The organism is Glycomyces algeriensis (assembly GCF_027622855.1).
Classification (GTDB): domain Bacteria; phylum Actinomycetota; class Actinomycetes; order Mycobacteriales; family Micromonosporaceae; genus Glycomyces; species Glycomyces algeriensis.
Genome location: NZ_JAPZVR010000015.1, coordinates 52,578 through 74,097, shown reverse-complemented (window position 1 = coordinate 74,097; position 21,520 = coordinate 52,578). Strand labels below are relative to the sequence as shown.

Sequence of the window (21,520 nt, the reverse complement as noted above, 5' to 3'; positions counted from 1 at the left end):
GCATGCACGAGGCGCTCACCGACGGCACGGTCACGCTCCTCCCGCTCGGGCCCGGCGACTTCGAGGCCCATTACGCAGGGGAGGACGAGGAGCTGGTGCGCTGGCTCGGCGGGGACCCCTCGACCCCGGAGGGCCTGCGCGACCACCTGGAGCGCTGCGCCCGGTGGTGGAGCGACGGCGGGCCGTTCCACCACTTCGGCATCCGCGTTGGCGACGACCTCGCGCTCGCCGGGACCGTGGAAGTCCAGACCGGCCAGTACTACCTGCGCGAGGGCCAGGCGAACCTCGCGTACGGGCTGTACGCGCAGTGGCGCGGCCGCGGCCTGGCCACCCGCGCGGTGATCCTCGCCTGCTCGTACGCGGCGGCGATCGGCTGCAAGGAGGCGGTCATCCGCTGCGAACCGGCGAACACCCGCTCGGCGGCCGTCGCGGCCCGGGCGGGTTTCGCGTTCCTGCAGCGCCGCAGCGAACCCGACGGCCGGGTCCTGGACTGGTACACCCTCGACCTGCGGGACTAGGGGTGTCTGAGCGACCCCGCCGGCCGCTGCCCGGCCCAAAAAGCCCCTAGGCGTTCACTTGCCTTCGAGGGCCTTCTCAAGGAGCGAAGCGAGGTCGTCCAGTTCGGGGGCGCCGTCCTGGCTGAGCCTGGGGTGCAGGAAATCGCGGAACGCGCGGCTGAACTGCGTGTAGCGCCGCTCTCTGGGCCGCTGGCCGGGTTCGCCGGCGGTGAGCGCCCGGTAAAGCGCCTCGGCCTCGCTCCGCGGTCCGCCCACGGACTCGCAGTCGCTGCCCGAGGCCGGGATGCCGTTCTCTATCTGGGCCATCGCGTCGAAGTACGGCTCGTGCCGGGTGGCCGCGAAGCCGCCGCGCTCGAACAGCAGCTGCTGGCTCGCGGGGCCGGTCAGGAACCTGACGAGGTCCCGGGAGACCTGCTTGCGCTGGGAGTACGCGCTCACCGCGAGGCTCCCGCCGCCGAGCACCCCGCCGGGCATCGGCACGACGCCGACCTTGAACGCAGTGGACGCGGCCTCTCCGGTGAACGCCCCGCACTCCAGGGTCCGGATCGCCTGCGGCCAGTGCCGCAGGAACGGGACGTCTCCGTTCTGGAACGCGGCTAGGGACTCGTCCTCGTTGTGCTGCAGTGCATCCGGAAGGATCAGGTACTTGCCCGTCTCCACCTGTTCGTGAAGGCTCCGGGCGAGGTCGCCGAGCAGGGTGCGGGCCTCGTTCCCTCGGAAGTCGATCGTGCCGGCTTCTTTGTCATTGAGTTCGATCCCGTTGGCCAGCAGGTATTCCCAGACGTTGACGGTGAAGCCCTCATAGGAAGCCAGTTGCATGGCGATGCCGCCGCGGAAATTGTTCCCGCTGGTGAGGATCGTACTGATGGCGTCGGCCAGGTCGTCCCAGGTTCGGAGGGAGTCGGCCTCGTCGGCGGTGAGGATGCCGTTCGCGTGGTCGGACTTGTCGCCCCTGCGGTAGTAGAGCATGCCCACGTTGGTGTTGAACGGCAGTGCGTAGAGTCCGCCCTCGACCTTTCCGGCTGCCAAGGGGTGTTCGAGGAACCCCTTGGCGTCGCGGTCGTCGAAGGGCACCAGGTGGCCGGCCGCGGCGAACTCGGTTATCCAGGGCACGTCGAGGTCCACGATGTCGACGCCTTCGTCCTTGGCCTGGAGCGCGGCGTGGATCGCGCTGTACTGCAGGTCGGCGATGGGCGGCAGCTCCACCATCTCCACCTGGTGACCGTCGTGCCAGGCGTTCCACTGGTCGATGAGGAGCCGGCGCTGTCCGTTGGCGGTCGCGTCCTGGGAGGCCCAGAGCTGCAGTCGCTCACCGTGGAGGTTCTCCCAATCGCTGCCGGGTTCGCGCTTTCCGAGCATGTAGGCGCCGCCGATCGCGCCGGCGGCGAGGAACCCGCCGACCGCCTCGAACAAGGTGCGGCGGGCCACCGTCCTGCGGAGCGGTTTCTTGTCAGTCATTGCCGCTCCACAACTGGTTGAACAGGCTGTCGAACGTCACGGTGATCTGCTCCTCCTCGGCTTCCAGGCAGGTGACGCGGGTGTCCACGACCAGGTTCGCGAAGTTCGCGGATCGGCAGGAGACCTCGCCCACCGCGATCAGGTACAGGTGCGCCTCCGAGTCGTCGAGCGCCGCCTCCACATCCTCCACTGTGGTCGCGGAGGTGTCGGTGTCGTCCCCGTCGGTGAGCACCACCATGGCGTTATTCCCTTCGGTGCTGCCGGCGGCGTCGAGCTCGGCGATACCGTCGACCACGGTCTGGTGCAGGTCGACTCCGGAGGTGGGGGCGGTGGCGGCGAGCATCCCGGCCGCGTCGTCGCCGGGGTCGGCGGTCATGCCGAACACGACATCGTGCGGCTCGCTGCCCGGACCTGGGAACGTCCACAGTGCTGCCTGGTCCTCTGTATTTGCGCCGAGGTACTGCAGCGCTGTCGCGACGCCGTCGGCAGCGAGCTCGAAGCGGGTCCGCCCGCCGCTCACAGGCGTGTTCATGGTGCCCGAGTGGTCGATGGCGAGCAGCACGGTGGTGGGGAGCCGGTTGTCGCCGTAGACGTCCCGCAGGTCCTCCAACTCGCCGGCGCTGATCGGATCGGCCTGGACCTCGAACGCGGTTTCGAACTCGTCGCCCCCTTCGATACTGCCGCCGTTGTAGTGCTCGTCGCGTATGCCCATCTGCGTGGGGTTCCAGCGGTCGTCCCGGCCCGCGAGCCAGGCCTGCAGCTTGTCGGCGACCTCCATGCGCTCCTTTTCCATGTGGCTGTCCCATCCGAGGTACACGCCCTGGTAGTCGAGCGAGCCGAAGTGGGTGCCGTAGACCGGGGCGAATCCGGAGCGGCCGGTCTCGGTGAGCGCACAGCCGTTGCCGAGCGAGTCGCCATTGTTGTAGCGGGCGAGCGCCGCCTCGGTGGTGAGCACCGCGACCTCGGGGTTCGCGCCCTGGGTGCGGGCGAGGTCGCAGAGCAGGTCGGTGTCGCTGGTGGATGCGGCGTAGCCCTCGGAGGCGGCCATGTCGGCGAGCAGCTTGTCCACACGGGTGCCCGCGGCGCTGGGCTCGGCGTCCGGGCCGTAGAGCGCGCGCAGGAACAGCAGACTCGAAGTGGCCACGGCTGGGTCCGACCTGAGGACCGGGGTGCCCAGGGATTCGTCGAGCTCGGTGATGAGGTCGGCCAGGGGCCGCTCGGTGGTCCGCTCGTCGCCGTTGAACCCGTCGCCGAGCGCCTTGGACGGCACGGCCAGGACCAGCGGGGTGCGGCCGATCGGCGCGGCGTCGTCGGTCTCGAAGACCTCGTAGTTGAGTTCGGAGGCGTCGATCTGCTTGTAGGCGAGCTCGACCTGGGTCCGCGATTCGGCGATCCAGAAGTGGGGGCGGGGCCCGACGTCGCGCAGCGACTCGAACTGCGTGGACTCCTCGTCCTCCTCGTCCTCCTCGCTCTCCTCGTTCTCATCACCATCCTCGCTGGAGAGCTTCCAGCCCTCGGCCATCGCCTGCTCGACCTGCGGCCAGGGTGCGCTGTAGGCGGTCACGTTCGCCTCGCGGCACTTGTTGTCGTCCACGTTCGCGCGGTTGAAGTCGGCGATGGCCTTCGCGAATCCGGCGGCGCCGTCCACCGGCGTCAGCACGGTGAGTTCGACCGGGTCGGCGCAGTCGACGAGCCGATCCAGCATCCGGCTCCCCGCCGGGTTCAGGATGTAGCCGACGACCAGGAAGAACACGCTGACACCCACGATCACGGCGACCATCCGGCGGCGCTTCCCGTTGCTCGGATAGAGCAGGTCCCACAGCCAGGAGCCGGCCGCGAGTGCGATGCCGATGATGATGAGCACGGTGCGCCACGCGGGCGGGACCGCTCCGATGAGGAGTTCGAGGCAGAGCAGGAGCACCCCGATGCCGGTGATCGCGGGCGCGGCCCGCCGGATCGCATCGGCGACCGCGCGCGCGATGGCGCCCTCGTCCGTTTCGGCCTTGTGCTTCGGTCCGGTCGAGTCCGGTTGCGGTGCTTCAGGTGTGTCGTTCGGTTCGGTCCGGTCGGGTACTGCTGCGGGCACTGGTGGCTCCGTTGCCGTGTCGCTGAGGGGTGTGGTCCGAGGGTGGTTCCGAATGGTTGCAGACTCAGTATGCCGCAACCGCGCTCCCATCGGGGTCGGTCGATGTCCGCACCCGTACCCCCGGCGCGTCCGCGACGCGGCAGAATCAAACCATGATCACCATTCGCCCCATCGCGCTCGAGGACGCGGAGCCGATCGCGGCGCTGCGACGCGAGAGCCGGGACCACCTCGCGCCCTGGGAACCCGAGAGGGGCGAGGCCTCGTACACCGCCGCGGGCGTGCGCGAGGCGATCGAGGCCGCGTTCGCCCGCGCCGAGGCCGGCACCGGCCTCACTTATGCGATCGAGGACGACGGACGGGTCGCGGGCCAGATCTTCCTCAACTCGATCGTGCGCGGCCCGTACTTCCGCTCGTGCAGCACCGGCTACTGGGTCGCGAAGTCCGCCGCCGGGCGCGGCGTCGCGACCGAGGCCGTGCGGCTCGCGAAGCGGATCGCGTTCGAGGACCTGGGGCTCCTGCGGGTCCAGGCGGAGACCCTCGTCGACAACCACGCCTCGCAGAAGGTGCTGCAGCGCAACGGCTTCGAGCCGATCGGCATGGCCCCCGCGTACCTCAAGATCGCCGGGAGGTGGCAGGACCACCTGCTCTTCCAGGTCCTCAACCCCGCCCTCGCCGCGGGCACGGCGGTGGACTGACCGTGGAGTTCAAGGTCAACTACCCCGAGGCCGGCGCGACCCGTGCCGGGCCGCTCCCGCCCGGCTACCGCCACCTCCTCCGCTCGGTCGACCTCGACGCGCCCTTCGCAGAGGCCGCTGAAGTGCTCATGACCTGGGGCCTGCACGAACGGTGCGGCCTCCACCCCGAGTCGACCGCCGACCGCGCCGCCCCCGGAGTCGAGGTCACGCTCCGCTTCGCCGGGGTCCTGCGCATCCCGTGCCAGGTCGTGTGGGCCGAGGAAACACCCGGCCGCACCGGGTTCGGCTACGGCTCCATGCCCGGCCACCCCGAACGCGGCGAGGCCGGGTTCCTCCTCGAGGCGATCGACGGCCGCGTCCGCTTCTCCCTGCGGTCCTTCTCCGTGCCCGGCACCACCGCCGCGCGACTCGGGGCGCCGGTCGCCCGGTTCCTGCAGTCGCGCGCCACCGACCATTTCATGGACACCATGCGCGACGCCTGCAGTTCGCGCTGACGGCTCGCGAGCGTCGCCGAGAGCGCAAACTCACGGATCGGCAGCGTCGCGGCGAGCGCGCATTCAGGGCTCGCTAACCTCGCCGATAGCACACACGTACGATTTGCAAGCGCCACCTGAGAAAGCCGCGTAAGCGGCATTTCCCCCGATTCCCGGTCCCCGGGAGGCCCGGCCCGTAGATTTCGGACAGTGGAGCGCTGACACGGAGGTGAGGACATGGACATCGCGCTGCTCGGCGTGGGCCATCTCGGCGAGGCGGTCCTCGCCGGGCTGATCGACTCCGGACTGCCGCCCGCCCAGATCTGGGCCACCGCCCTGCCCGCCGACCGCGCCGCCCGCCTGGCCGACGCGTACGGCGTCGAGGTCGGCACCGACAATCCCAGTGCCGTCGCCGACGCGGACGTCGTGATCATCGCCGTCCCGCCCGTCGCAGTCGGCCCCCTGCTCTCCGCGATCGGCCCCTCCCTCTCGCCCGACGCGGTCGTCGTCTCCCTCGCCGCCGGTGTGCCCCTCGCCAGGCTCGCCGAGCGCCTCCCCGCCGGCATCACGGCCGTCCGCGCGATGACCAACATCGCCGCGCGCGCCCGCCGGGCGGCCACCGCGCTGGCCGCCCCCGAGGGCACCGACCTGACCGAGATCGAGGACCTGTTCGACCGCATCGGGGTCACCGTGATCGCCGAAGAGTCCATGATGAATCTCGTTACGGCCGTTGCCGGTTCGGGCCCGGCGTTCCTGTACTACCTCGCCGACTCGATGACGAACGCCGCCGTGGACGGCGGCATGGACCCGGTCGACGCCCGCGTCCTGGTCGACCAGATGCTGCTCGGCGCGTGCCTGCACCTGCAGGACTCGGACGAGCCGCCCGCCGCGCTCCTGGAGCGGATCGCCACGCCCGGAGGGACCACCGAAGCCGCCCTGACCTCCCTCGACGAGTCGAATGTGGACGAGGCGATCCGGGCCGCCGTCGCCGCCGCCGCCCAGCGCGGCGGGGAACTCCCCGGCGGCTGATACGCTCCGGCCTCGCCGGTTGGTTGTCTTGGTACACAAGCGACTTACGTGAGATCTCCCTCGTTGCGCGACAAAGCGCGACACGCCACGATGAGTGGATGAACCTTCTTCGCCTCTCGGTGGTCGCCGCTGCTGCGATCGCCGCCTCCCTCCTCCTCGCCGCCCCCGCCAACGCCCAGGACGCCGCCCCGGCGAGCGCCCCCGCACCCGCCGCGGCGGACGACCCCTGGAACGGCCAGATCTTCCTGACCTTCGACGACGGCCCCGGCGGCGCCTACACCGACGACATCCTCGAGGTCCTAGAGGCGAACAACGCGAAGGCGACCTTCTTCCTCCTCGGCCAGAACGCCCAGCGCGACCCCGCCCGCGTGGACGCGATCCTGGACGGCGGCCACACGCTCGGCAACCACACCTGGGACCACCCGGACATGACCACCCTGACCCGCGCCCAGATGGACTCGCAGATCGGCCGCACCCAGAACCTGCTCGAGAGCCACGGCGCCGAGGTGAACTGCTTCCGCCCGCCCTACGGGGCCCACAACACCACGGTCAACCAGGCGATCACCGCCGCAGGCCTGCAGCGGCAGCTGTGGAACGAGGACACCAGGGACTGGGACCGGCCGGGCGTCGACGCGATCGTCAACGTCCTGCTCGGGGCCACCCCCGGCGACGTGGTGCTCATGCACGACGGCGGCGGCGACCGCTCGCAGACCGTAGAGGCCCTCGAAATCGCGCTCCCGCAGCTGGCCGCGAAGGGCTACAAGTTCGGCATCACCCCGAAGTGCAGCCCCACCCCTTAAGGAACCGAAACGACACGGCCGCTCTCCCTTGCCTCGCAAGGGAGAGCGGCCGAGATTCGTTACTGGGCCTCTGCGCGCCTGCGGCGCAGGAACAGCACTACGAGCGCCACCACCGCCAGCGCCGCCCCGACCCACAGCATCAGCGTGTACGTCGAGCGCAGCCCGCTGGTGAACGCGTCGTAGGTGATCGGCGCGAACGCCGCATCGCCCGCGTTCTCGATGAAGATCGGCCGCCCTTCGGCGACCGCCCACAGCGCCGCACCCGCGAGCACCGCCGCGAGCGCGCCCACCACGAGCACCGCCACCCAGCGGCGCGGCATCAGGATCAACCCGACCAGCAGGAGCCCCACCGCGATCCACGGCAGCCAGGTCGCCGCCCACTCCAGCCGGTCCACCGTGCGCTGCAGCTCCGGCACCTGCTCCGAGTCGAGCAGCACGTAGTCGGCCTCCACCGCCGGGATGTCCTCGGCGAGCGCCACGTCCGCCTCGACCATCCGCTCCTTGACGACCGCCACGACCTTCCCCAGGTCGAGCGTGAGGGTGTTCCCCTCCGCCTGGATCGCCCCCGCGTTCTCGCCCTCGAGCGCCGAGACGAGCGAGCTGTGCGCCTCGCGCACCGCCGTGTCCCACACCTCCAGGAACTCCGGGCTCGCCACGAACGCGTCGACCTCGTTCTGGATGTAGCCCTTCAGGGTCTCGACCGCCGAAGCCACCAGCGACTCGACGAGCGCCGGCGCCGTCTCGGCGCCGATCCACGCGTTCGCCTCGGCCGAGATCTGCTCCACGTCCAGCGCCTGCTCGATCTCGCGGGCGATGAGCGCCGAGATCCCGGCCTGCACCTGCTCGTCCTCCGCGATCACGGCGGTCCGCTCGGTGAACCGGTCCGTGTCGAGCAGCTCGAGCCGCGCGTAGTAGGCCGCCACCGATCCGGTGACGGCCACGACCGCGAGCACGCACGCGAGAGCGGCGAGGACCCAGCGGACCACGTGCCATACGCCCTTGCGCCGCCGCGGTTCGGGCTCCTCCGCGGCGTCGGTCGTCTCCTCGCTCACGTCAGCTCCGTTCAGTTCAGATAGGGCGCTATCAGCGGGTGGATCAGGTCCATCCGCACGGCCTGGTTGGGGCACCCTCCGAAGTGGTGGATGCCCACGACCTGGCCGGTCGCGCGGCTGATCACCGGCGAACCCGACGACCCGCCCTCGGTGTCGCACCGGTACGCGAAGTCCGTCCCCGGGGCGCGCCCGCTGCGGCGCACGTCGCCGACCATGCAGTTCGAGCCGAGCCCGGCAGGCTCGGACGAACTGGCCGACGCGATCCGCAGCGGCCCCCCGCCGGGGTGCTCGGGGATGAAGATCTTGTCGTACAGACCCACCGGCGTCGCGCTGACCTCCAGCGCGGGCAGGTGCGCGATCCGCTCCGGCTCGGACACGGTGAAGAGCGTGAAGTCCAGGTCCCAGTCCGTGACGAGGACTTCGGCACCGCTCACTTTCACCGGCGTCCGAATCGTGCCGCCCGCGCAGCTGATGCACTCGTACCCGAACTGCACCTCGGTCACACGCGCTTTGGCGCTCGAATTGAAGCAGTGGTTGTTCGTCATGAGCCGGTCGTTCCCGGCGATCCAGCCGGTGCAGTACGACTCGCCGCCGATGAGGAGGCGCGCGGCAGAGCGGCTCGCGCCGTACGCGGCCGGGTCGGTCTCCTGGTAGCAGACGGCGTGGAGCGAGTCGTCGCGTCCGCAGATGCTCTCCTCCCGGGCCGCGCCCGGGCGGCTCGCGAGCTCGGCCTCGTTGAGCCCCCGCGAGTACTCGGCGATGTGCGCCGTTGCGGCCGTGCCGTCTTCGGCGTCGTCGAGCCGGACCGCCGCGGATTCGCCCTCGATCGAGAGCGCCCACAGCCCGCCGTCCTCGACGTCGGAGGCACCATATACATAGGACTCAGTGCCGTCCGGGCTCGCGACGGTGAGCGTGTCCTGCGGGCCGAGCTCGACCCGGTCGAAGCGGACCTTGATGAACGCCGCCTCCGGGTGCGCGACCGTCTGCGCGGCGCCCGGGGCGAGCGCGATGTCGGCGGGCTCGCGCTGGCCGATCTGGTCGGCCCGGTACTGCGGCGGCTCGGCGGCCGGGGCGGCGTGCGGTGCCCAGGCGAGGGCGGCGGCGGCCGTGAGGGCGGTGGCGGTGGCTCGGGCGAGTGTGCGTCTGGCCTGCAAAGGGACCTCTTCCGTCGTCGCGTGGCTGCGGTCTCGCCCGTCAGTTGTCGTAGTCGTTCTTGTAGTCCTCCATGCGGTCCGACCAGGTGTCCCAGCCGCCGACGGCCAGTGCGACGACGAACGCGAGGATCACGATGATGGAGAGCCAGCCCAGGATGATCGCCGTGGTGGCGAGGCCGCTGCCGGAGTTGTTGCGGGACTTGATCTGGCTCTTGGCGACGTAGCCGAGGATGAGGGCGAGGATGCCCAGCGGGCTGCAGAGCCCGACGATGGAGAGCACGAACGCGCCGATGGCGAGTCCGTTCATCTCTCTGGGCATGTTGACCTGCGCGCCCGGTCCGTACTCCTGCGTCATGACCCCTCCAATGCAGACGGTGAGTGTGCGCAGTCTACGGAGCGGTTCGGGCGGTCTGAGCGGTTTCGGGGGAATCAGCCCTGCCGTTGGAACCAGGCCACGGTGGTGGCGATCGCCTGGTCGAGCGGGGTGACCTGGACGTGATCGGGGAAGGCGGCGCGGAAGGCGGTGTCGTCGACGATCCAGGCGCGGTCGCGCTGGTACCAGGTCTCGCCGAGTTCCTTGACGATCGGGTTGAACGCGCCGATGAGGCGCTGCATGCCGCGGCCGACCGCGGCGCTCTTGGGCTTCCCGCCGGCGGCCCGCCAGACGAGTTCCAGGAACTCGGCGCCGGTGGTCGGCGGCGCGACCGGCAGGTGCCAGGCGTACCCGTCGGCCTTCGGGTGCTCGCCGAGGGTGACGAGTCCGGCGGCGACGTCGGGCAGGTAGGAGACGGTGTGCGGCTCGTTCGGCTCGCCCATCCAGCGGGCGGTCTTGCCTGCGGCCGCGGCGGCGAAGATCTGCGGGCCGAGGGTGGTGTTGAGGCCTCCGGGTCCGAAGTAGTCGGAGGCGCGGCCGATGCTCGCGCTGACCCGGCCCTCCTTGTGGGCGTTGAGGATCATCTCGGCGACCCGGGCGCGGGCCCGGCCCTTCGGGAACGCGGCGGCGTTCGGCAGGCCCTCGTGGAGGTGCCCTTCGACGGGCCCGTACATGTACATGTTGTCGGCCATGACGAGCCGCGCCCCGGACTTCTCGACCGCGGTGAGGACGGTGTCGGTGAGGCCGACGAACTCCTGGGCCCACTCGGCGTAGGGCGGCTGCGCGCACTGGTAGACCACGGCCGCGCCCTCGCAGGCCGCGGCGGCGCCGTCGGCGGTGGTGATATCCGCGCGGAAGCCTTGCGGGCCTTCGGCATTGCGGCTGACGGCGCGCACTTCGCGGCCGCGGGCGGTGAGCTCGGCGACGACGGCTTTGCCGATGGCTCCGGTGGCGCCGAGGACGACGTTGAGGTCAGACATGGGGTGCTCCTGGTCTTGGTGTTCGGCAGCGCTGCCTCGATGTTTAGTAACACTGTTATGTAACCACGTTACGATACGCTTGTCAACATGGCCCGACCAAGGAAACGCGATTACGAGACGCTGCGGCGCGAACTCATCGACGCGGGCGGGCGGCTGCTCGCCGAAGCGGGACCGGCCGCCTTGAGCACCAGGCGGGTCGCGCAGGAGACCGGCACCTCGACCACCGCCGTCTACAGCCTCTTCGGCGACAAGGCGGGTCTGGTGCGGGAGATGTTCCTGGAGGGGTTCGACCGGCTCACGGCCGCGTTCGCGGCGGTGCCGCGCACCGGCGACCCGCTGGCTGACCTGCTCGCGCTCGGCGACGCCTACCAGGCCAACGCCCGCGCCAACCCGCACCTGTACGAGCTCATGTTCGGCCGCCCGGTGCCGGAGTTCCAGCCCGACGCCGAAGTGGCCGAGCGCATTCGGCCCACGTTCGACGCCCTGGTGGAGGCCTGCGGGCGGTGCATCGACGCCGGAGTCTTCGCCGATCTCGGCGCCTATCCGATCGCCGTGCAGCTCAACGCCATGGCCCACGGCCTGTGCAGCCTCGAACTGCGCGGCGCCCTCGGCGACAGGGCCGAGGCGGACGCCCACTGGCGGCGCGCCTTCGACTCGCTCGTGAAGGGGTTGTCCGTCTGACCAAGGGGCCGGCTGCTACCGCCCCGACACCGGCTTCTCATCCCAGGCCAATGCCGCCCCCGTGGACACCGGGCCGCCCCGCGAACGCGAAGCGGCCCCGCCTTCCGCATGCCGTGCCGTACTCGGAGGGTGGTGCGCTCAGGCCGTGGCGTCCCAGTCGATGCGGTGGCGCTGCGCCGGGCCGAGGGTCTTCTCCGGGTTCATCACGGTCTTGATGAACAGCGGCATGATGAGCGGCATGAGCGCCTGCGCGAACGGACCGGGGGCCTTGACGGCGTTCGACCTCGCCGCGCCCGCGGCGATGCGCTCCACTCTGGAGCGGCGCAGCGCCTCGTACGCGGGGAGCGCGCGCTCGTAGGGGAGGTCGCGCAGGCACCGGGCGAGTTCGATCGCGCTCTCGATCGCGAGCGAGGCGCCCTGCCCGGAGCTGTTCGAAGGGGCGTGCACGGCGTCGCCGACGAGGACCATGCGGCCGCGGTGCCATGAGGGGACCTTCGGCATGAGGTACAGGGACCCGCTGATCTGCAGGTCCTGGGGCGCGGTGGCCCGCAGCAGCCGGGCGCCGGGGTCGTCCTCGCCGTAGACCTCGAGCAGCCGCGCCATCCACTCCTCATTGGAGGTCTGGCGGAGTTCCTTGGCGGGCAGCGGATGCGGCATCGGGAGGTTGACGCCCCACCGGGCGCCGCCGCTGGGGCGCGCCCAGTACAGGTAGTAGCCGCGCCTGCCGAACGCGAAGGTCATCAGGCCGGGCGGGGTGGGCGCGTCGTGGTCGGTACCGGCCTCGAAGCCGATCATCCCGGTGTACTTCGGCCCGGGGTTGGCGGGGTCGATCAGGCCGCGGACGGTGGAGTGGACGCCGTCGCAGCCGATGAGGAGGTCCGCTTCGGCCTCGGTGCCGTCCGCGAACTCGGCCGTGACCGATTCGGGGCGTTCCCGCACGTCCGCAAGGCGTTTGCCGTGCTCGAAGCGGACGCCGAGCGCTGCGGCCCGCTCCCGCAGGACCCGGTGCAGCTCCGCGCGGTGGAGGAGGCGCAGCGGCCCGACGTCCGGCAGGCTCGGGATGGTGAACCGCTTGCGGTTGCCGATGGTCATGTCCGTGCGGTGGATCGGGTAGCCGACCGCGTCGAGCGGCGCGGCCGCGCCGATGTGCTCCAGGGCCCGCTGCCCGTTGGGGGCGAGCGCGAGGGTGCCGCCGGCGCCGGGCGCGTCGGCCGGGTACGCCTCGTACACGGTGGCCTCGATGCCGGCGAGGCGCAGGGCCGCCGCGGCGACGGGCCCGGCGATGCCGCCGCCGATGACGGCCGCGGTGGTGATGTTCCTGCTCATGGTGGCGCTCCTTCGGTGTTCAGGACCCGCTAGGCGTCCGGTCGCGCGGTCTTCAGGCGCGCGGCCAGGGCCTCGACGCCGTCGAGGAGCAGGCCTAGACCCAGCTCGAAGAGGCCGTCGAGGTCGAGGTCGTACCCCCCTGGCAGTGCACCGAGCTCACCGAAGAGCTTGGCGAAGTGCGGTACGTCGACCATGAACGCCGAGTCGCCGGTCCGCGGCAGGTACTGGAGATCGGTCCACTCCTCAGAGGACAGACCGGTCTCCGAAGCCGCCTCGTCCTCGGCCTCGAAGTTCCCGGCCAGGCCCACGATATGGCTGAACAGCAGCACATGCACGTCCATGAGCAGTTTCGGCGGCAGTCCCAGCTCCTCGAGCGCGCCGAGCAGGCGGTCCCCGAGCCGGATGATGTTCGGCAGCGGCAGGGGCCGGGTGAGCGGCTGGGTCCGCCCGAGCCAGGGGTGGGCGCGGTGCAGCCGCCAAAGCTCCCGCGCCAGCGACTCCACTTGGGACCGCCACGGCGCGCCCGGGTCGCGGTCGAACGGCGCGGAGCCGTAGACCGTGTCCGCCATCGCGGCCACCAGCTCGTCCTTGTCCTCCACGAACCGGTACAGCGACATCGGCGCCACCCCGCACCGGCTGGCCACCGCCCGCATCGAGACCGCTTCCAGCCCTTCGCCGTCGGCGATCTCGATCGCCTCCGCGAGCAGCCGCTCCCGGGTCAGTTCCGCGGCCTCGCCGCCCTTGGCGGCGCGCCGCGGCGCGACCACTGTGCCCGAGCGCGGGCGCGTGATCACCAGGCCCTCGGCGCGGAGCACGTCCAGCGCCTTCGTCGCTGTGGCCAGCGCCACACCGAATTCTTGGGCGACCTGCCGCGTGGACGGCACCTTGTCGCCCGGAGCCAGCTCCCGGTCGGCGATGCGCCTGCTCAGCTCGGCGGCGATGCGCACGTACGGCGGCTCGGTCGACTCGGCCACGGCGGCCCTCCCTCTGATCTGTACTACGACAGATCCTAGCCGCACCCCACCCCCGGAACGCCATCTGTACTAGGGCAGTTCGGAGGCGTATTTGCAGGTCAGGGCCGGTTTCCATACGGTAGTCCCAGTCAACCCAGTACAACGTACCCGGAGGAACCCCATGACCGCCGCCAGCAACCGCACCGTTCTGATCTCCGGCTCCAGCATCGCCGGCACCGCCCTCGCCTACTGGCTCCGCGAGCAGGGCCTCACCCCCGTCGTCGTGGAGCGTGCCCCGCGGCTGCGCCGCGGCGGCCAGGCCGTCGACGTCCGCGGCGCCGCCCTCCAGGTGCTGCGCCGCATGGGCCTCGAAGACCGCGCCAACGCGCTCAAGAACCACACCAACGGCATGAGCATGCTCGATCCCGAAGGCAACGAGGTCTTCCGCTCCGAGGAGTTCGCACTCTCCTCCGGCAGCCTGGACTCCGACGACATCGAGATCCTCCGCGAGGACCTCGTCGACCTCGTCCACGAGCGGACCCAAGGGATCGAGTACCTCTTCGACGACTCCATCACCGCCCTCCACCAGGAGGCCGACGGCGTGACCGTGGAGTTCGAGCGCGCCGCGCCCCGCCGCTTCGACCTCGTCGTGGGCGCGGACGGCCTCCACTCCAACACCCGCAAGCTCGCCTTCGGCCCCGAATCCGACTACCTCAACCACCTCGGCACCTACCTCGGCGTCTTCAGCCAGGAGAACTACCTCGGCCTCGACAAATGGCAGACCTGGTTCAACGACGGCATCACCGGCGGCGCGGTCATGACCGTCCGCGACAACGCCGAACTGCGCATCTACCTCGGCTTCGGCTCCGACCCGATCGAGTACGACTACCGGGACGTCCAGGCGCAGAAGCAGCTCGTCGCCGACCACGTGACCGGCTTCGGCTGGGAGGTCCCGGGCTTCCTCGAGCGCATGTGGAAGGCCGACGACTTCTACTTCGACGCCATGGCCCAGATCCGCATGGACACCTGGTCAGCGGGGCGCGTGACGCTCATCGGGGACGCCGCCCACTGCGCCGCGCCCATCTCGGGCCAGGGCACCAGCCTCGCCCTCGTCGGCGCGTACGTCCTCGCCCTCGAACTCGGCCGCACCGGCGACCACGAACTGGCGTTCGCCCGCTACGAGCGGCGGATGCGCCCCTTCGTGGAGGTCAACCAGGCGCTGGCGCTCCTGGACCCGCAGGAGACGCCCCCGGAGGTGCGGACCGCGCGCACGGACGAGGCGAAGAACGCCGTCGACCTGGACGCGCTCGTCGACTAGGCGCCGCGAAGGGCCGCACCGGTTCCGGTGCGGCCCTTCGGCGCGCTCAGTCCTTGCGGGCGGGCAGGGGCAGCGGTAGCGCGAGGAGGCCGTCGAGGCTGGTCGCGTTGTGCTCCTTGGACTCGCAGTACGCGGCGAACTCGTCGTCGCTCTTGCGTCCCAGGAACTGGCGCAGCAGCGGCCGCTCCTCGCGGTACTCCATGATCGGCACGGCGTACCCGCAGGTGTCGGTGATGAGCTTGGCGCGCACCACGATGACGGCCCGCACGCCCGGACCGTCCGCCTCGGCGAAGCGGGGGATCAGCTCCGCGAAGCGCGGGTCGTCGCGGTAGACGGCCTCGCCGGTGCCGTGGACGCGCACGATATTGGGCGGCCCGGAGAAGGCGCACCACATGAGGGTGATGCGGCCGTTCTCGCGCAGGTGCGCGTGGGTCTCGGCGTGGGAGCCGCCGAAGTCGAGGTACGCCACGGTCTGCTCGTCAAGCACTTGAAGTGAACCGTTGTGGCCCTTGGGGGAGAGGTTGACGTGGCCGTCCTCGGCGAGGGGCGCGGACGCCACGAAGTACACCGGCTGCGCCTCGATGAACTCGCGCAGGCGGCCGCTGATCGCCGGATACGTTTTTCCCATTGCTCGAACCTCGACTCCCGGTCTGTGGACTCTCCGGCTCCGAACCTACGCCCGCCCCGGCGCAGGACCAAGCGGGTTCCCGGTGGCCGGGCGGTCCCCAGGTCGGCGAGGAGCTAGACCGTGATCTCCGAGCACCTCTGGAGGAGACGTCAGACCAGGGAGACCTGGCAGACTCCGAAACCCCGTGAGGGAAGAACGAGGAACCCACCCGTAGCCGGGCTGCTGTAGCGGCCGCCCGAAAGCCGGGAATCCCCGTCTTCAGGGCGGAGAGGATGTCAAGGTGATCTCGACGTCCATGGCTCAGATTCTCCCAGACGCGCGCCACCCGCCGAGGACCCGAGAATTCTTTTCGCGGCGGCGATGAATCCGGCGCGGCCGCGGCGTCTTAACGGGCATAACACCGAACGACACGAACCAAGGAGCACCGCAATGAGCACCAACGACACCGGCCTCACCTACACCCTCACCGCCGAAGCCGACGCGCCCATCGCCGCCGTCTGGGCCGCCTGGACCGAGGAGAAGCCGTACGAGGCCTGGAGCTACTCGAAGCCGGGCTCGGTGTCCCTCGACGCGACGCCGAACGGCCGCTACGCCTCCACCGTCGTCACCCCCGACGGCCAGGAGTTCCCGATCACCGGCCGCTACATCGAGGTCGAGGAGCACGAACTGCTCGTCATGGGCATGGACACTCCCGGCGGCGGCGAAGAGGTCATGCGCCTCGACCTGGTCGACCTCGGCGAGGACCGCACCCGCCTCACCATCTCGCAGACCTGCGCCACCAAGGAGGAGCACGACATGGCGAAGGAGGGCAGCCAGATGCTGCTCGACTCCTGCATCGCCTACCTCGCGAAAGCCTGATCCCCGCGGAGGCGCCGGGGCCGGTCCGCCAGGAGCCGGCCCCGACGCGCCTGACCGCACCTCCGTTCGACTCCCCGCCGTTCGCACCAGGCACAATAGGAGTCCCACCCGCCCCGGCCGCACCAGCGACCGGGGCCGAACCTTGAACGGAGCCAACATGATCGGCATCACCGGCGCGACCGGAGGCGTAGGCTCGGGCGTCATCCGCCACCTCCGCGCCGCCGGACGGGACGACCTCGTCGCCCTCGCCCGGCGACCCGAGGCCCTCCCGCCCGGGGTCACCGCCCGCCGCGCCGACTACGACGACCCCGCCTCCCTGGCCGAGGCGCTCCGCGGCCTCGACACGCTCGTGATGGTCTCCAGCGACGGCATCGCCGAGACCATGGCCCGGCACCACCGCAACGTCATCGCCGCCTGCGCCCCGGACGTCCACATCGTCTACACGAGCATCATCGACATCGCCCCGGACACGCGCTTCTACTACGCGCCCGGCCACCGCGAGACCGAAGCGCTCCTCGCCGACCGCCCCCACTGCCTCGCCCGCACTGGCGTCTTCGCCGACTTCTTCGCCGACACGTGGCTCGAGACCGCAACGGCGACCGGCGAACTCGTCCTGCCCCTCGGCGACGGCGCCCCCGGCACCTCCTTCGTCGCCCGCGAGGACGTCTCTCGCGCGCTGGCCGCCGCCGCTACCGCCCGCCTCGAAGGCGTCGTCGACCTCACCGGACCCGAAGCCCTCACCGGCGACCAGATCGCCGCCGCCGTGACCGCGGCACTCGGAAAACCCTTGCGCTACCAGCCGATCGACGACGCCGACTACCGCGCCCGCCTCGCCGCGGACGGCGAGCCCGAATGGCTCATCGAGGCTTACGCCAGCATGTTCCGCTCCGTGCGCGAGGCCCGCTTCGCCACCGCGCCCGGCGACGTCGAGCGGCTCACCGGGACGCCCCCGATGACCTTCGCCGAGTACCTGCGACGCTGACGCCCATGCAGCTCACCGCCGACCACCTCAACCGCGCGACCCTCGACCGGCAGTCCCTCCTGCGGCGCCGGCCGAACGACGTGGTCGGCGCCGTCCGCGCCGCCGTCGCCGTCCAGGCCCAGTCGCCCGCGTCCCCCTACATCGGACTGTGGAACCGCGTCGAGGGCTTCGACCCGGCCGACCTCGACGCCGCCTTCACCGCATTCGACCTGGTGCGCGGCAACCCGATCCGCATGACCCTCCACGCCGTCGCCGCCGCGGACTACCGGCCGTTCCGCGAGGCCACCGAGCCCTCCCTCTACGCCGCGAAACTCGGCAGCCGCATCACTGAAGCCGGCATCACCGCGGCCGAGGCCGCCCGCCACTGCGGCGACATGCTCGCCTTCACCGCCGAGACCCGCACGGCCCGCGACTGCGAAGCCCGTCTCGCCGAAACGCTCGGCCCCGACACCGCGAAGGCCGCCTGGCCTGGCATCCGCCAGTACGCGCCGCTGCTGCGCGTCCCGCTCGGCGGCCCGTGGCGGTTCAACGAGAAGGTCGCCTACCTCGCCCCGCGGGACCTGCCCGCGCTCGGCGACCGCGACGCCGCCGACCGGGCGCTCGCGGACCTGGTCCTGCGCTACCTCGCCGGATTCGGCCCCGCGACGGTCCCGGACGTCGCCCAGTTCGCGATGGTCCAGCGCGGCCGGGTCAAGCAGGCCGTCAAAGCCCTCGGCGGGCAGCTCCGCCAACACGAAGGCCCGCAGGGCGAAACCCTCTACGACCTCCCTGAAGCCCCGATCCCCGACCCCGAGACGCCTGCGCCGCCGCGCCTGATGGCCATGTGGGACAACGTCTTCCTCGCCTACCACGACCGCAGCCGCACCATCCCCGCCGACCTGCGCGCCCACGTGATCCGCAGCAACGGCGACGTCCTCCCGATGATCCTCGTCGACGGCCGCGCCGCCGGCGTCTGGCGCACCACCCCCGCAGGCATCGAGGCCACCGCGTTCCGGCCGCTCACCGACGACGACTGGACCGGGCTCGCCGCCGAAGCCGCAGCGCTCGCCGCGCTCCTCGCCGACCGCGACCCCGACGCCTACTCCCGCTACCGCCACTGGTGGCCGCGGCTTCCCGCAGGCCGCACGGAACTGCTCGCCCCTCGGTTACGATTTCGGCCACGCCCCGCCCCCGCACCGGAAGGAGCCCGCCATGAGCGGCCGCGAGCACCACTACGAGATCACGATGCGCTGGACCGGCAACACCGGCGAAGGCACCGCGAACTACCGCGCCTACGGGCGCGACCACGACCTCATCGCCGCCGGCAAGCCGGTGATCCGGGCCAGCGCCGACCCCGCGTTCCGCGGCCAGCCCGAGCGCTGGAACCCCGAGGAGCTGCTGGTCGCCAGCCTCGCCGACTGCCACATGCTCACGTACCTGTCGCTGTGCGCGCGTGAGCGGCTGGTCGTCACGGCCTACGAGGACACCGCGACCGGCACCATGGCCGAGGACGGGCACGGCGGGCGCTTCAGTTCGGTGACGCTCGCTCCGGTCGTCACGATCGCCGACCCCGAGAAGGCCGACCGGGCGATGGCGCTGCACCACGACGCGAGCAAGGACTGCTTCATCGCGAACTCGGTGAACTTCCCGGTCCACCACCGCGCGACCATCCACATCGGATGAACGCTCAGACCGGCGTGCAGGGCACCGTCGCGGGGATCTCGTAGTCTCCCTGCACGTCGGCCTGGAAGCTGGCGTCGACGCTGTCGCCGGGGTCGATGGCCGCGTTGAACAGGATGTCGCCGTAGCGTTCGCCCTCGATGTGGGTGATGCCCCAGGTCGCGGTCACGCTCAGGTGCTCGATCCCGATCAGGACCTCCCACCCGTCGACCGGTTCGGTGCCGGTGCCGGCGACGGTCACCGTGACCGAGACGGACTCGCCCCACTCGTTGTCGAGGGTCAGGGTAGCCGTGCACTGCGGGCCGCTGACGACGGCTTCGGTGGTCGGCGCCGGTGCGCTCGGGGCGGCGCTGCTCGAGGCCGCCTCGGTCGGTGACGCAGAGACGGTGGGGGAGGCCGGCGCCGGGGCGCTGCTCGCCGGGGTCTCGGCGGCGGCCGCGCTGCTCTCGGTGGTCGTCTCCTCGTCGTCGAACCGGGCGAGGTCGGGGTCGTGGCCGTCGCGGAGCGTGCTGAACTGCCAGATCGCGGCGGCCGAGGCGAGGACGACGACCGCGACGAGGACGAGCATGAGGCGGCCGTGGATGCGCCCGCGGCGGACGGCGCGGTTCATCCATGAGGACATGGGGCACTCCTCGGGCAGGATCGGGTTGTGCGGGGGCTCGCGCCCGCGGGGCGCGCGGGGCTCTATTGTGCTGCGCCGGGTGCAGCGCCAGGGTGCAGCGTACTCGAACGCGGTGCACCGGGCCCGCCGTGCAGGCCTGAACGCCTGAACCGCACTCGTGGACCGGTGTAGATTCGGGCCGAACGGAAGGGTTGTCCATGCATGCCGTTGTTGTGACCGATTTCGACGCCGAACCGGGCGTCGCCGATCTGCCCGTCCCCGAGCCGGGCCCCGGCGAGGTGCTGGTGCGCCTGGCCGCGGCGGGGGTGAACCCGTTCGACTTCAAGGTCATCGAAGGCGCGATGCGCGGATCGGTCGAGCACGCCTTCCCGCTCGTGCTCGGCTCCGACGGCGCGGGCACGGTGGAGCGGGTCGGCGAGGGCGCGGACTTCGAGCCGGGCGAGCGGGTCTTCGGCCAGTTCATGGACGTCCAGCACGGCCGGGGCTCCTACGCGGAGTACGCGGTCGCCAAGGCCGCCAAGCTCGCCCGTATGCCCGCGGGCCTCTCGTTCGCCACCGCGGCGGCCCTGCCGACCGCCGGCGCCGCGGCGCACGACTTCGTGGAGGGCACCGGGATCGGCCCCGGCTGCACGCTGCTCGTCAACGGCGCTTCGGGCGGCGTCGGCCAGGCCGCGGTGCAGCTCGCCGCCGCGCAGGGCGTCCGCGTCATCGGCACGACCGACCCCGACACCGCCGTGTACCTGCGCGAGCTCGGCGCGGCCGAGACCGTGGACTTCACGCAGGGGCCCACCACCGACCAGGTGCGCCTCGCCCACCCCGACGGCATCGACGCCATTGTGGACCTCATCTCCGGTCCCGGCGAGATCGAGCCGATCGCGGCCCTGCTCAAGCCGAACGGGGTGATCGTCTCCTCCAACGGCGCGGTCGACGACGAAGTGCTCGCCACGCGCGGCCTGCGCGGCGCGAACCTCTACGCGAACGCCCGGCCGGCGACGCTCAAGTCCCTCGCTGAGGCGGTCGAGCACGGGCAGCTGCGGCTGCGCATCGACTACGAGGTGCCGCTGGAAGGGGCCGCGGAGGCCTTGGCGCGCTTGAAGGCGGGCAAGTCGCGCGGCAAGACCGTGCTCCTCATCGAATAGTCCGAACGAAGTCTGGGCCGGAGGCGCATGCCTCCGGCCCCGACTTCGTATTCGGGCTGGGCTCGTGTCTAGGCCGCGGCGGGCTCGGGCTCGGCCTCGGCGGCCTCGTCGGGCCGCTGCTCGGCCTTGATGCGCTTCTCGATGGTGTGGAAGAACAGGATCAGGCCGACGGTCAGCACGATGTGCCCGAATCCGGCGATGCCGGCGAGCGCGGAGTCGGCGGCGCCGGTCGGCTCGGCGTCGAGGACCGTGAGGGTCCCGCGCAGGATCAGCACGGCCACCGTGAGGGCCAGGCCGCCGTTGTAGACCCAGTAGAACCACTTGAAGAGGCGGCTCTCGCTGAGGGCGAAGACCTTCTCGAGCGCGAGCGCGATGAGGAAGAACAGCATGCCGAGCGCGAGCAGGTGGGTGTGGACGACGCTCAGGCGCGTCTCGCCCTCGAAGTCGCTGAGGTGGGTGAGCTCGCGGTAGTACAGGCCGCTGACCAGGCCCAGGATCATGTAGACGTTGGCGGTGTGGAAGAGCAGTTTCACTTGGCACCTCGGGGGATCGGTCACCGGTGGGGCGGGTGATGCGGATGTCGCGAGGCCACCGTAGCGCCTCGCGACACCGCACCGCCTCGGGCTTAGGGCCTGTCCTGTGCATCAGACCGGTCGTTATCCGGCCCATTCGCCCGCTCGCTGCGTTGTCGGGGCCGATGCATACAACACCGGTATGCATCGGCCCCTCCGCGGTC

General features: G+C 71.2%; 22 protein-coding genes and 1 pseudogene. 12 read left to right on the top strand and 11 right to left on the bottom strand.

The features are described from left to right. The first annotated feature begins 2 nt into the window (after nucleotides 1-2). Nucleotides 3-518 (top strand): GNAT family N-acetyltransferase, encoded by a 516-nt coding sequence (locus O2L52_RS20885; protein ID WP_270117964.1) that lies wholly within the window; start codon nucleotides 3-5, stop codon nucleotides 516-518. Nucleotides 519-572: 54 nt separating this feature from the next. Here O2L52_RS20885 and O2L52_RS20880 read toward each other — a convergent pair whose 3' ends face one another. Together O2L52_RS20880 and O2L52_RS20875 are read right to left on the bottom strand one after the other, a co-directional pair. Next, nucleotides 573-1,976, bottom strand: a complete 1,404-nt coding sequence (locus tag O2L52_RS20880) for an extracellular solute-binding protein (protein ID WP_270117962.1) — start codon at nucleotides 1,974-1,976, stop codon at nucleotides 573-575. Beyond that, nucleotides 1,969-4,062, bottom strand: coding sequence for a vWA domain-containing protein (locus O2L52_RS20875; protein WP_270117960.1), 2,094 nt, complete (start codon nucleotides 4,060-4,062; stop codon nucleotides 1,969-1,971). Before O2L52_RS20875 ends, O2L52_RS20880 begins: the two co-directional genes overlap by 8 nt. A 152-nt stretch (nucleotides 4,063-4,214) precedes the next feature. Here O2L52_RS20875 and O2L52_RS20870 point away from each other — a divergent pair, with 152 nt between their 5' ends. From O2L52_RS20870 to O2L52_RS20855, 4 genes are all read left to right on the top strand, one after another. Continuing rightward, nucleotides 4,215-4,757 (top strand): GNAT family N-acetyltransferase, encoded by a 543-nt coding sequence (locus O2L52_RS20870; protein WP_270117958.1) that lies wholly within the window; start codon nucleotides 4,215-4,217, stop codon nucleotides 4,755-4,757. Nucleotides 4,758-4,759: 2 nt separating this feature from the next. Then, complete coding sequence (locus O2L52_RS20865) at nucleotides 4,760-5,251, top strand: DUF1990 family protein (protein ID WP_270117956.1); 492 nt, start codon at nucleotides 4,760-4,762, stop codon at nucleotides 5,249-5,251. A gap of 216 nt (nucleotides 5,252-5,467) precedes the next feature. Next, nucleotides 5,468-6,259: a pyrroline-5-carboxylate reductase gene (proC, locus tag O2L52_RS20860; protein WP_270117955.1), complete on the top strand. Its 792-nt coding sequence runs from the start codon at nucleotides 5,468-5,470 to the stop codon at nucleotides 6,257-6,259. Nucleotides 6,260-6,357: 98 nt separating this feature from the next. Beyond that, the gene (locus tag O2L52_RS20855; RefSeq protein ID WP_270117954.1) at nucleotides 6,358-7,059 is read left to right on the top strand and encodes a polysaccharide deacetylase family protein; all 702 of its coding nucleotides are present in this window, start codon (nucleotides 6,358-6,360) and stop codon (nucleotides 7,057-7,059) included. A gap of 59 nt (nucleotides 7,060-7,118) precedes the next feature. On the opposite strand, the gene O2L52_RS20850 is transcribed toward O2L52_RS20855, so the two are convergent. The 4 genes from O2L52_RS20850 to O2L52_RS20835 form a co-directional block, all read right to left on the bottom strand. Beyond that, a complete protein-coding gene (locus O2L52_RS20850) occupies nucleotides 7,119-8,111 on the bottom strand; it encodes a hypothetical protein (RefSeq protein ID WP_270117953.1) in 993 nt (330 codons plus the stop codon). An 11-nt stretch (nucleotides 8,112-8,122) separates the two neighbouring features. Then, nucleotides 8,123-9,265, bottom strand: coding sequence for a trypsin-like serine peptidase (locus O2L52_RS20845; RefSeq protein WP_270117952.1), 1,143 nt, complete (start codon nucleotides 9,263-9,265; stop codon nucleotides 8,123-8,125). 40 nt (nucleotides 9,266-9,305) lie between these two features. Beyond that, on the bottom strand, nucleotides 9,306-9,620 hold the full coding sequence (locus tag O2L52_RS20840; protein ID WP_270117951.1) for a DUF4190 domain-containing protein: 315 nt from the start codon (nucleotides 9,618-9,620) through the stop codon (nucleotides 9,306-9,308). A 74-nt stretch (nucleotides 9,621-9,694) separates the two neighbouring features. Next, nucleotides 9,695-10,618, bottom strand: coding sequence for an NAD-dependent epimerase/dehydratase family protein (locus O2L52_RS20835; RefSeq protein WP_270117949.1), 924 nt, complete (start codon nucleotides 10,616-10,618; stop codon nucleotides 9,695-9,697). A gap of 87 nt (nucleotides 10,619-10,705) precedes the next feature. On the opposite strand from O2L52_RS20835, the gene O2L52_RS20830 reads away from it, so the two are divergent. Further along, nucleotides 10,706-11,299: a TetR/AcrR family transcriptional regulator gene (locus tag O2L52_RS20830; RefSeq protein WP_270117947.1), complete on the top strand. Its 594-nt coding sequence runs from the start codon at nucleotides 10,706-10,708 to the stop codon at nucleotides 11,297-11,299. Between the two features lie 138 nt (nucleotides 11,300-11,437). Here the strand turns inward: O2L52_RS20830 and O2L52_RS20825 are convergent, their stop codons facing one another. Continuing rightward, nucleotides 11,438-12,625, bottom strand: a complete 1,188-nt coding sequence (locus O2L52_RS20825) for an FAD-dependent oxidoreductase (RefSeq protein WP_270117946.1) — start codon at nucleotides 12,623-12,625, stop codon at nucleotides 11,438-11,440. A gap of 29 nt (nucleotides 12,626-12,654) precedes the next feature. Continuing rightward, on the bottom strand, nucleotides 12,655-13,599 hold the full coding sequence (locus O2L52_RS20820) for a GntR family transcriptional regulator (RefSeq protein WP_270117945.1): 945 nt from the start codon (nucleotides 13,597-13,599) through the stop codon (nucleotides 12,655-12,657). Nucleotides 13,600-13,759: 160 nt separating this feature from the next. On the opposite strand from O2L52_RS20820, the gene O2L52_RS20815 reads away from it, so the two are divergent. Further along, complete coding sequence (locus tag O2L52_RS20815; RefSeq protein ID WP_270117943.1) at nucleotides 13,760-14,896, top strand: FAD-dependent monooxygenase; 1,137 nt, start codon at nucleotides 13,760-13,762, stop codon at nucleotides 14,894-14,896. Between the two features lie 46 nt (nucleotides 14,897-14,942). Here the strand turns inward: O2L52_RS20815 and O2L52_RS20810 are convergent, their stop codons facing one another. Next, on the bottom strand, nucleotides 14,943-15,524 hold the full coding sequence (locus O2L52_RS20810; protein WP_270117942.1) for a pyridoxamine 5'-phosphate oxidase family protein: 582 nt from the start codon (nucleotides 15,522-15,524) through the stop codon (nucleotides 14,943-14,945). 429 nt (nucleotides 15,525-15,953) lie between these two features. On the opposite strand from O2L52_RS20810, the gene O2L52_RS20805 reads away from it, so the two are divergent. The 4 genes and pseudogenes from O2L52_RS20805 (at nucleotide 15,954) to O2L52_RS25505 (ending at nucleotide 19,026) form a co-directional block, all read left to right on the top strand. Further along, entirely contained in the window at nucleotides 15,954-16,382 is a 429-nt protein-coding gene (locus O2L52_RS20805; protein ID WP_270117940.1) for an SRPBCC family protein, read from the top strand. A gap of 157 nt (nucleotides 16,383-16,539) precedes the next feature. After that, entirely contained in the window at nucleotides 16,540-17,364 is an 825-nt protein-coding gene (locus O2L52_RS20800; RefSeq protein WP_270117939.1) for an NAD(P)H-binding protein, read from the top strand. A gap of 5 nt (nucleotides 17,365-17,369) precedes the next feature. Then, nucleotides 17,370-18,356: pseudogene (locus O2L52_RS20795) on the top strand (winged helix DNA-binding domain-containing protein); the annotation flags it as partial. A gap of 199 nt (nucleotides 18,357-18,555) precedes the next feature. Further along, nucleotides 18,556-19,026 (top strand): OsmC family protein, encoded by a 471-nt coding sequence (locus O2L52_RS25505; protein ID WP_344471193.1) that lies wholly within the window; start codon nucleotides 18,556-18,558, stop codon nucleotides 19,024-19,026. A 4-nt stretch (nucleotides 19,027-19,030) separates the two neighbouring features. Here O2L52_RS25505 and O2L52_RS20785 read toward each other — a convergent pair whose 3' ends face one another. After that, a complete protein-coding gene (locus tag O2L52_RS20785) occupies nucleotides 19,031-19,645 on the bottom strand; it encodes a cellulose binding domain-containing protein (protein ID WP_270117935.1) in 615 nt (204 codons plus the stop codon). Nucleotides 19,646-19,857: 212 nt separating this feature from the next. Between O2L52_RS20785 and O2L52_RS20780 the strand changes: the two genes are divergently transcribed. Next, complete coding sequence (locus tag O2L52_RS20780) at nucleotides 19,858-20,784, top strand: NADP-dependent oxidoreductase (RefSeq protein WP_270117934.1); 927 nt, start codon at nucleotides 19,858-19,860, stop codon at nucleotides 20,782-20,784. Nucleotides 20,785-20,852: 68 nt separating this feature from the next. Here O2L52_RS20780 and O2L52_RS20775 read toward each other — a convergent pair whose 3' ends face one another. Further along, nucleotides 20,853-21,317, bottom strand: a complete 465-nt coding sequence (locus O2L52_RS20775) for a DUF2871 domain-containing protein (RefSeq protein WP_270117932.1) — start codon at nucleotides 21,315-21,317, stop codon at nucleotides 20,853-20,855. Nucleotides 21,318-21,520: the final 203 nt, after the last annotated feature.